Origin of the sequence: Phaeobacter sp. CAU 1743 (assembly GCF_039839315.1) — a bacterium.
Classification (GTDB): Bacteria; Pseudomonadota; Alphaproteobacteria; order Rhodobacterales; family Rhodobacteraceae; genus Phycobacter; species Phycobacter gallaeciensis_A.
The window spans coordinates 1-11300 of the sequence record NZ_JBDOQR010000102.1 but is presented as its reverse complement, the minus strand read 5'-3'; the positions used below and the strand labels follow the sequence as shown (position 1 = coordinate 11300).

The window sequence follows — 11300 nt, the reverse complement described above, 5'->3', positions numbered from 1 at the left end:
AGGGCCAGATCAATCGCCTGAAGACGCTGAAACGCCAGATGTATGGTCGCGCGAATATCGACCTGCTCAAGGCTCGGCTTGTCGCGGCATCATAGTTGAAAAGGTGCATCAACTTTGAGTCAGAGCCCAAAATTGACCCCGAAGCGGGGCGATCGGCGTCCTGATACTCTCTCAGATCTCATTTTTTCCAACGACTTAGCCCAGAGCATAACGCCAAAATTTTCTCTGTCGAGGTCTCTCGCGGAGACCTTCGCAAGGCGCTTGAGCATGTGCAGGTCGCAGGGGGAGGACGGGGCGCCACGGCCCATGAGCGGGTCAAGCGTGCCCAAGCGTTCGAAGAGCAGGTCTATCGGTTTCTTCGCAAGCCCCCCCCCCGCAGCGCTCGAACTCGGCAACGATGTCGAGGTAGTGAGAAGTCCAAGGGATAGCTTGGTGCCGTCAGATTTCTCCGTCTTGCGTGATGGAAAGATTGTCGCGGCAATCGAGTGCAAAGCACACCGCAGCAAGCGCCATCGAAGGTATCTCATCGAAATCCTTTCCATGGCGGCGTTGCGAGCACGCGCGCATCCTCAGGCCTTCCTTATCGTCCCAGACACTTGGGAGGACTCGATCGCGGAACTGTCCGAGCTTGTTAGAGATCTCGGGTTGCAGGCAGTAGCGATCGCAGCATTCTCGGAGGACGCAGGGAAGTATGGCGAGTTGTCCATCCATCGTCTCAGCGGTGGTTAAAGGGGCCCAGGTCGATGCCGCTGGACGTCCCAAAACGCTGATCCGATCTTCGAGATTAGCATCAGCGCCGGAAGGACATGTGATCGTCGACCTTCGGCCTTACAGGCACTAAAGGTTAAAGTAATCCGCTCGGGCGGTAGCCGATCAATCCTTGGCACCCGAGCCCTTCTCGGAGGGAAATTCTTGCGTAGTGCAATCCAGTTTATCGTTCTAATCCTCTCCCTCTTGCCGGGCGGCGTCGCAGCAATGGAATTCTCCATTGAACGTCTCGACTTCAGACCGATACGAGAGCCCACCCTCCACATCACCGCAATCGGGGAGATCGTCGCCGGCGACACCGAGAAGTTGAGAGCGGCTCTCGAAGCGGCCGACACCGGCGATGTCCGCGACGTGCTCTTCATGTTCGACAGCCCCGGCGGCTCTCTCATGGAAAGCCTGGAGCTCGGCAGCTTCATTGCCGACATCCCCGCGATCGTCTCCGCCCAGGTGGGCTCCTCCGATCTGCCCAACGCCGTTTGCGCAAGCGCCTGCGTCTATGCCTATCTCGCTGCCGACTATCGCTACCTCCCCGATGGGGCGCGTATCGGCATTCATCAGTTCGGCCTATACGACAGCGATCTCGACGGTCAGCAGGGCGCGGCCCTCGGGCAGGCGCTCTCGGGCATCCTCTCGGAATATCTTCGCTCCCACCGCGTCGAACCGGATCTGTTCGAGGCGATTTCCTTAATCGAGCATGACGACATCCTGTGGGTGCCTCAACGAGATCTCGAAGCCTGGCGCGTCGTCACGAATGGCATCTACGATGAGCGCGCCGAATACATAAACGTCAACGGCGACATAGCGCTGCGCCTGAGCCAGATCGCCATCACCGGGGACAGCTTTCTCACTCTCTTCTGCACCCACGCCGGAACGGCAGGCGTGGCCGATCTCCACGAGCCGGCACTCGCCGCCTACGACGCGTTCGAGATCGCGATCGACGACACCTGGCATCCAGTTCGGACATGGGATGTCGTCGAGCGCAGCAACATGCGCGGACGGATCGTCTTCGAAATCCCACCGCACCTCGCCGTCGCCGTCGCGACAGCGCGGGAAATTGGGGCACGTGTCGTTGCGCCGAGCGGCAACATCTTCTTCGGCTTCCAGCAGACCCTCCGCGACGAGCGGCTGGCCGAACTCGTCAGTGGATGTCCCTTCGCACAGACACCGCAACCGGCCCGCCCGAGCATGGTCGAGCTCCCCGGCACCGACTTCCTCGGCAGCGACCTCACCACCGACGGCATCCGCGGGATCAGCTTTGCGCGCTGCAAGCAGATTTGCCTTGAATATGCCCAATGCCGCGCGGTCTCCTATGTGCAGTCCAGCTCGTGGTGTTGGCCGAAAAGCCGTGCCGCCGGGCGTCGGGCCACCTCTGGCGTGATCAGCGCCTATCAGAGGTAGGCAGCAAAAACGCCGGCTCGCCTCTGTCATTCACAAATGTAATCGCACCCCATATTGTTAATGAATCAGCCTTTTCTTTTGGCAATCAGGCCTCTGGCCAATATCCACTATACAGAGACCAGGAGGGATCATGACCGAGAACCATTTCGCCGAAGACGCCGCAGACGATGCCGCCGCAGAAAACCGCGACAGCAAAGCTCAGGGCATCGGCGAGATCGTTCGATCCCGCATCCAGCATCTGCGGGCGCGTCTCCTCGACAGTTCGCGCCGCAATCCACTCATCCAAGTCCCATTCCGCCAGAACTCGTCGAGTCTAATTCGCTTCGTTGACGAGTTGCCCGACGTGCTGGCCGAGCGACTGCACAACCAGCACCCGATGCGGCTCGTGGCCCTGCCGCCGATCGACGAGCCGTTGCCAGACGAACAGACAGACGAATTTCTCGACGCGCTCGAGATCGCGCGCTCGACCGACGAGAAGCACCTCGAAGACTCCGCGGCACTCGATCCGACCGATTCCGACTACGCCCAGAAAGAGCTCGACCTCGAGCGGGCGCTCAAGGACCGGGTGCGGGCCGAGCTTGGCCTGCCCGAAAGACAGACAGAGGAAAACCCGTCGCTGGCCGCGCATGCCCGAAACCACGGCATCTCCCCCGATTATATTCTGCCCGAGCGGAGCGAGAGCCCCGACGACGGGCGGCACGACGATGCCGACATCCAGACGCTGCTGCTGCCCGAGCGGCTCGACCGGGTCGGCCGCTCGCTCCATGACCGCGGCCACGCCTTCGAGCGCGAGACCGGCGTCAACGTGCTCCACACCGCCTTCGGCATTCTTGAATGGAACGAGCCCGGGTCGTCCCGGACCCCGGCGCGCTCTCCCCTCCTGCTCCTTGAAGTCCGGATGTCCCGGAAAAAAGCGCCGGGCGGGGCCGAATATCACATCTGCGGCGAGAACGAGCTCGGCTTGAACACGACACTCGCTCAGACGCTCAGCGCGCAGTTCGGCCTGGAGCTGCCGCCCTATGAAGAAGGCTCCGTGGAGAACTACCTCAAAGCTGTGGCTGATCTCGCACCCTCGGGCTGGCACTGGTCCGTGCGCCGCGAAGCGCTGGTCGGTGTCTTCCCATCTTCTCGCATCGCCATGTATCGCGACCTCGATCCGGACAACGGCCACGTGGTCGAGAGCCCACTGATCGAAACCATGCTCTCCTCCGTTGGAGGAGACGGCACCAGTTATGCCGAGATCTATGACACCGACGACCCGGAGGTGGAGACGCGGGTGCCGCGCCTTGTCATGGATGCGGATGCCTCCCAGTTCTCCTCTCTCGTGGATGTCGCCAACGGGACTAACGTGGCGATCGAAGGCCCTCCTGGGTCGGGTAAGAGCCAGACCATCGTCAATCTAATCGCGTCGGCGATGGCGGACGGGAAGAAGGTCTTGTTCGTGGCCGAGAAGCTGACCGCACTCGACGTTGTGCGCAACCGCCTCGACTCTGCAGGCCTCGGCGAGTTCATCCTGCCGCTGCAAGCCGGCCGCGGTTCGCGCGACGCCGTCTTTCAGAGCCTGGAAGACCGTTTGGGGACGGAGCGGCCGCCCGCCGGGTCGGCCGAAGCGCACCGGTCCCGTCACGAGGCGCTCACGCGGCGACGCTCGGAGATGCAGGCCTATCTCGACACCCTCGGCACCAAACTCGACGCATGCGGACTGACCGTGCACGAAGCCGTTGGACGCGCGATCTCGACAGCCTCGCATATAGATGGCCTGCCGCGCGACATTCGACGCCTGCGGATTGCCGCCCCCGAGTCCCTCGACAAGGAAACCCGGACCGAGATCGACGGCGACGCCCGCATGGTCGTCGACCGGCTCGACGGGGCCGACCGGATCGCCACGCTCTGGCGGGAAGCCCGTAAGGCGCCGCTGCGCGCCGACGAGGCCGATGACATCGCTACGGACCTCGCCGCGCTCGCGCGCGCCATCGAAGCGTTCCGCGCCGATGCCGAGGACAGCCCGCTGCGCCCCTATCTGCCCGAAGACCCGGTGCTCGCCCGTGCCGGACCGACTCGGGCAGCGCTGGCCGCTATCGTCGCAAATCCTGAAGCCGATGCCGATCTGGTCGACCGCCTCCTCGACACAGAGATGCGCCGCGCCGCCGATGATGTATGCGAGGCCCGTGATGCTGCCCAAGCCGCGGACAAGGAGCTCGCCGAGATCCTGTCCGAACCGGACGCGGATGATGTGGATGCAACCATCGCATCGGCCGCGGAGATGGCCTGGCGCCAGAAGGGGACGATCGATCCAGCCGCCATGGCAGTGGAGATCGAGCAACTCGACGCCCAGCGCGACACGCTTGGCCACCAGCGCGATCTTGCGACCGCGCTGCCCGCGCGCTGGGCGAAGATTTCGGAGGATGAGGGGCTGACATTGTCAGACCTTCGGCTCGATGCCCAACGCCTGCTCAGCGCACCACAGCCTGTGCTCGATCGCCGGCTGGCCGATGAGGCGCGCCTCGTGCCTGCGACCTCCCGTGAAGCGGCCGCCAGCCAGCGCGCCCTCGCGAGAGAGCGCGACACGATTCGCCAGCGCCTGCCGCGCGCCGGAACCCACTCACCCACCGATCTGAAAGCCGCCGCCGATGCTATTGACGCGGCCGGCCTCTTCCGGTTCCTCTCGGCGCGCTACAAGGCCGCCTGGGCGCTTTACAGCGAGACGCTGGGTGGAGACACGAAAGCCGGGCGCCCGGCGGCCGCGTCTGCGCTGCGCGACTATGCCAGGTGGGCGGAAAAGCGCGATGCTTTGGCCGCCGACACGCGGCTCTCCACGCAGCTCGGCACATTCTTCAAAGGCGTGGACAGCGACCCCGAGCTCCTCGATGCGCTGGCAGCCTTCCACGAAACCGTGGTGCAGCTTTCGCAGGGCGACGACCGCCTGCGCTACGCGCTCGAGACCGGCCCTCTCCAGTCGCTCCGCGACCTCGTGGCCGAGGCCGACATGCCGCCCACGTCGCTGACAGGCCTCGTGGCTCAGCTATCCTCTGCGGAAGAGCAACTCGACGCGGCGCGCAGCGAGCGCGAGGTGGCCTCCACCCTCTGTCTGTCTTTCAAGGAGCGGTCCTCGCTCGACGCCGCCTTGATCGAACAGGCACGCACCGCGCGTGCACAGCGCGCCGAGGCGCACCAGGCCGCGGGCCGTTCGCGCGCCGCCGAGCTTCTCGCCGGGATCGAGTCCACCGACGCGATCCGCACCGCCATCCTGCTTGCCGAAGCCATCGCCAAACTGCCGCAACCGCGCGCGGGTATCAGCCTCATGCGTCGCGGCGCCGACGCGTCCCTCATCGAGGAGGCGGACCGAGTATTCGCGCGTCATGCGGAGCTCGCCAAGGAAGCGACCGCGGTCGCGGGCGAGATCGCTCTGCCCTGTTCGGGAACCGACGACGCGGAAGTGGCTCTGCACGACCTCGCCCATCGCGTGCCCGACCTCCGGGATGCCGCGCGCCGTTCCGAAGGGCTTGTCGACCAAGCGCGCCTTCTACGCGCGCTCGCCGCCCTCGAAGCCCGGGGCCTCCAACCTCTTACAGATTGGGTGCAGAGCGAGGACGGTCACTCCCATAGCGCGCACCTGCCCGAGATCGTCGAGGCGATCTACGCACGCAGCCTCACGGACCATGTGCAGGCGCGCTTTGGACGCACGCTCGATACCTACGACGGCGCCGACCTCGATCGCCTTCGGCGCGACATCGCGCGGATCGACCGCGAACTTACGAACCTGTCGCGCCTCGCGATCCGCGAGGAGCTGATCGAGAACAGTCATCCACCCGCCGGCAACAACAAGGGCCGAGTGTCCAGCTACACCGAAATGGGGCTTATCAATCACCAGATGCAGCTGATGCGAAACCGTGTCAGCGCGCGCGACCTCACGGCCCGCGCCGGTGCCGCCCTGCTCGACCTCAAGCCCTGCTGGATGATGTCGCCGCTTGCCGTGGCCCAGTATCTGCATGGGAACTTCACCTTCGATCTCGTGGTAATCGACGAAGCCTCGCAGATGACACCGGAGAACGCGCTGGGCGCGCTCATGCGCGCCCGCCAGGTCGTGATCGTCGGCGACACCAAGCAGCTGCCGCCCACCAACTTCTTCTCGAAGGTGCTCGACGATGCCGACGAGGACGAGGATGTCCGCACCGACAGCGAGAGTATCCTCGACATGGCGAACACGACCTTCACGCCAGTGCGCCAGCTGCGCTGGCACTACCGCTCACGCCATCCCAACCTCATCGCGATCTCCAACAAGATGGTCTATGACGGACAGCTGACGATCTTCCCGGCCGCCCGCGATGGCGACCCGGAGCTCGGCGTGGAGCTCGTGAAGGTCGAGGGCGAGTATCGCAAGGGCCGCAACATCCCCGAAGCCCGCGCCATCGTCGCCGGCGCCATCCAGCACATGCGTAACCACCCGGAGCGCTCGCTCGGTCTCGCGACCATGAACAAGGACCAGACCGAGCTCATCGTCACTGAGTTCGAGCGCGAGCGCGCCCGCAACCCACATGTGGAGGCCTATATCGAGCGCTGGGCCGAGAAGGACGACGGGCTCGAGGAGTTCTTCGTCAAGAACCTCGAGACGATCCAGGGCGACGAGCGCGACGTGATCATGATCTCGACGCTCTACGGACCCGACCCGGAGACAGGCAAGACCTACCAGCGCTTCGGCCCGGTGAACTCGGTGCACGGCCACCGCCGCCTCAACGTGCTCTTCTCCCGTGCCAAGGAGAAAATCGTCACCTACTCCTCGATGGTGCCCACCGACATCCAGGCGGATGGCAAGGCCTACGGCGTGCAGATGCTGCGCGCCTGGCTCGAGTTCTCCCGCACCGGTCAGCTCGGCGACATCCAGGTCGAGCGCGGCGAGACCGACAGCCCGTTCGAGGATTTCGTGATCGCCCAGATCGAGGCGGCGGGCTACGAGGCCGTGCCGCAGGTCGGTGCCTCGGGCTTCAAGATCGACATCGGCGTGCGCCACCCGGACTGGCCCTACGGCTTCATTCTCGCGGTGGAATGTGACGGCGCGCCCTATCACAGCGCGCGCTCGAGCCGCGATCGCGATCGGCTGCGCCAGCAGGTCCTCGAGGGCCTCGGCTGGCACTTCCACCGGATCTGGTCGACGGACTGGTTCCGTGATCCGCGCGGGCAGATTGAAAAGCTGCGCGCCGCGCTCGACGCCGCGCTGGCGCGCGCGAATACCGAGGAGGCGGAGCGCCAGCAAGCCCGTGCCGAGGCCGTCGAGCGGGCCCGGAAGGCGGCCGCTGAGGCCGAGGCCGCCGCAAAAGCGGAAGCGGCAGAAGAGGCCGAGGCCAAGAAGGCCGCAAAGGCAGCCGCGAAAACGGATTCGGCTGATGCACGCCAAGGCCGGCTCTTCGAAGAGGCTGGGCCGACCTACGCCTCCCCGGATACGGCCGCGGTCGAGAAGGGTCCGAAGCCTTCCCTATCGGAGCAGGCCCTGGCCCGCATCGAACAGTGGCGCGAGGATCAGGCTTATGACTGCTTCAACCGCACGGCGACGACGCGCAAGCGCGGCTTCTATTGGCTCGGGTTCCTCGAAGGCGTCGCAGCCTCCGACGGGATCGAGGAGGATGAGTCCGACGCATTGGTTGCCGAGGCCCGCGAGATCGACGCCTTCTTCGGCGATGCCGGGGAGAGTCGGGTCACGGAGATGCTGGCAGAAGCCCTCGAGGACGCCGACGGCGACCTCATGACCGCGATATCGATCCAGTGCGACGCGCTCCGCGAAAGCCTCGCCGATCCCGAGCTCGCGGCCGAAAAGGACGTGATCAACACCTTCCTCGGGTTCTGCTCCGGCATCATCTGCGACGGCCGGATCACTTCTACGGAAGCCCGCAAGATCCATGCGCGTTTCCATTCCGACCCGACGCTCGCGGAGGCGCCAATCTTCGCGCACCTGCGCTGGGCAGTGGACAAGGCCCTCGCCGATGCGGTGCTCGACGAGGAAGAGGCCGAAGAGATCCGCGAGTGGATTGCCGAGCTGGTCACCGACGGGCACGCCGACACGGGTGTCGCCAATATCGGCGGCGTGCTCGCGCCGACTGACCCGATCACTGATGCCGGCGCAATTGACCTCGAGGGGAAGGTCTTCGTGCTGACGGGCAAGATGAGCATGGGCCCCCGCTCTCTCATCGGCGACGAGATCGCGCGCCGCGGCGGCACGCTCAAGAACACGGTGACCGACGAAACCGACTACGTGATCGTCTCCAACACCGCATCGCGCCACTGGAAGACGACCCATTACGGGACCAAGATCGAGGCTGCGCTCAAAAAGATCGAGGCGGGACACGCGATGCGTTTCGTCGCCGAGCATGCGCTCGCAAGCGCACTCGTGAGATTCGATGCATTAATTTAATGTCCGACTGGAATTGCAGTGAGCATTTCGTTTCGCGGTCAAAGCGCGTGTTTATAACGAAAAAATCTTTGGGATTTCGGCAGCACATCCATCGAGTCCTCAGGTTTTGCGGGTCAACTTCAGGGGACCTGTTACCTGACCCAGCCCCGATGGGATCGACACTGATCCGGACCCGGAAGAGAAAGCGCGGCGTCGGCAAGCTCTCTATAAAATCGCAGGAAGCTAGCTGATGTGTCGATCGCATCAAATCGCCCTTCGATACGTGCGACGGTGGAAGAAAAGTGACCTACCCCCCGAAATTCGGACACTGGCGTAGGCTAAGATTTGCTGTCTGCTGATCTTCGACGAGAAGGAGATCAGAGATGTCGAAACGGCAGCAGCATTCGGCAGATTTCAAGGCGAAGGTGGCGCTTGAGGCGCTGAAGGGTGAGCAGACGGTAGCCGAACTGGCGGGCCGGTTCGGGGTTCACCTGACGATGATCCACACATGGAAGCGGGCGTTGCTGGAAGGCGCGTCAGGCGTGTTCGAGCGCGGCAGAAACGGCCCGAAGCTGCCGTTGACTCTCCGAGAAGAATACTGTAATTGTGGACAGCTCGTTGAAGTTGTCTGGTGATAAAATAGTTCCACCAGTCCAAGTGTGTCCTCGATTCTCCTAAGAACGTTCACATTTTACTGACCTCTCTTGTCTAACGTAAGCTCCGTGTGCATATTTTGTTGACACAAGGGAACCGAAGTAGTGACTTACAATCCACGAAAAGCGGCGCAAACGATTGCATATTTTGCCCTTCAGTCGGGTGGATCAGCTGTGTCGGTCTTGAAGGCAGTGAAGTTAGTTTATCTCGCTGATCGTGAAAGCGTGAAGCGCAGGGGGCACCCGATTCAAGATGAAGCTCGGGTATCCATGCCGCATGGTCCGGTAAACTCTATCACCTATGACTACCTTAGTGGCGCATATAATCCCGAGGGCGTGGGATGGGCTGATTTTCTCAAGGACCGCGAAGACCACAACGTGGGCTTAGCCAACACCAACATATCTGTTGATGACCTTGATGAACTTAGCCAAACAGAACTGGCTATCCTTGCGGACATCTGGACCCAGTTTGGCAACATGAATAAGTGGGCTTTGCGTGACTGGACACATGTGGCCGAGAACGTGCCGGAATGGAAAGATCCTAAAGGATCATCCCGCAAAATCAGTCTGCAAGAGATCATGAAGGCAGTGGGTGTCGACGAAGCGGAAAAACGCGCTCGTGAATATCAGAGCCTTCAGAATGCCCAAGACATTCTGGCGTCGCTTTAGAGTTGGTTTATCGGAGAGGAACCCTGCTGGTCCCCTCTGGGCCAGACAAACATCTGTTCATTGTGTGCAATGACACGTGTCAGCACGGTCTGAACCTGATTGTAAATATCAGTTCATTCTATGATGGCTGCGATCAGACATGTCTATTGGACGTTGGTGATCATCCGTTTGTGAAGCACTTATCTTATGTCTTTTACGCCCAAGCCAAGATCAGCAGAGCGGACCAAATTCAGCGCGGATTTGATACTAATGTCTTAATTCCACAGCCTGACATGGCTATTGAAGTGTTTAACCGCGTTGAGGCTGGCATCACGGTTTCTCCAGACACTCCTGGAAACGTTCTGAAGTATTTCCGTCAACTGTGAACGTTGCGCCATTTTATGCGTGTGCACTTCTATTTCGGCCTCCACCGAATTGCGCAACGGCAGTGAATGGCCGCTTGCCGCGCTACCTGTAGGTGCCCCCGGGTTGCGCGGTGCGATCCTGGCCGAGTGTCCGCTTCCGTGATCTGACAAGGTGACGTTCGCACGTGTGGCGAACTTCCGGAATCCTGAAGGTTTTTCGATGCGGGCCGGTGCGCACCGGTGGCCATTCCGCGGTGGTGGCCCGCGTTGACAAACCTCGGAAGGAGGAAGCCGCGGGGGTCTTGGAACGGGCTATGGGGAAAGTGCGCGGACGCTTGGGGCAACCATTGGATCTGGTTGCGGCTGATAGCGTGGCAGGCGACTGATCCGCCCCCTGATTGCTCCAACAGCACGGAGGGATTGGGGGCAAATGCACCCGAGCTGTCAATCGGCACGCAATCTTGACCCTCTATCGGCGTGCAAAAATGGCTCTGTCGCGCATTTGGTGCAGTTGAGTTGCCAGAGCGCTATATCCCGGCGAACTTGATGGAGGTTGCCGATGGGTTCATGGTTTTCGCGACGAGATTTTCTACCGGCAGGGTTGAAGGCCGACCAAGTTGAGCTTGATGGCAACAGGGTCCGGGTCCACGCCCGTTCCCTGGATGCCTCGGCAGCATGTCCCCGCTGCGGCACGGTCTCTCGTCATGTCCACAGTAAGTATTGGCGTCGGCCAGCCGATCTCCCTGCCCATGGCCGAGAAGTTGAACTGGTTCTGCTGGTTCGTCGATTTCGTTGCCGCGCTGTAGGTTGCCCAACGAAGATTTTTTCAGAACGGTTCCCACCTGATGTCACGCGGCCACATGCGCGCCGGACGTCACGCTTGCAGGAACTGGTACGTCACATCGGCATTGCTCTCGGTGGGCGCCCCGCGCAGGCGCTTGCCGGACGGCTTTTGCTGCCGGTGAGCAAAGACACGTTCCTGCGCAGCGTTCGGGCGAAGACCGAAGGGGCTGTCGCGGACCCCCGCGTGGTGGGTATCGACGACTGGGCATGGCGGAAGGGACAGCGCTACGGCACGCTGATCTG

General features: G+C 62.5%; 4 protein-coding genes and 1 pseudogene. All 5 read left to right on the top strand.

The genetic code is table 11. The annotated features are described in order from the left end of the window. Positions 1–912: 912 nt before the first annotated feature. Entirely contained in the window at positions 913–2166 is a 1254-nt protein-coding gene (locus AAFO90_RS22875) for a hypothetical protein (protein ID WP_347510904.1), read from the top strand. Positions 2167–2296: 130 nt separating this feature from the next. Then, on the top strand, positions 2297–8569 hold the full coding sequence (locus tag AAFO90_RS22870) for a DUF4011 domain-containing protein (RefSeq protein ID WP_347510903.1): 6273 nt from the start codon (positions 2297–2299) through the stop codon (positions 8567–8569). A 362-nt stretch (positions 8570–8931) separates the two neighbouring features. Then, positions 8932–9096: pseudogene (locus tag AAFO90_RS22865) on the top strand (transposase); the annotation flags it as partial. Positions 9097–9306: 210 nt separating this feature from the next. After that, a complete protein-coding gene (locus tag AAFO90_RS22860) occupies positions 9307–9870 on the top strand; it encodes a Panacea domain-containing protein (protein ID WP_347510902.1) in 564 nt (187 codons plus the stop codon). Positions 9871–10773: 903 nt separating this feature from the next. Further along, positions 10774–11300: transposase family protein (locus AAFO90_RS22855; RefSeq protein WP_347510901.1), on the top strand; the 527-nt coding region annotated here is incomplete at its 3' end.

Coding starts and splice junctions, on each gene's coding strand:
- AAFO90_RS22870 (WP_347510903.1), top strand. CDS start 2,297: ATGACCGAGAACCATTTCGCCGAAGACGCCGCAGACGATGCCGCCGCA.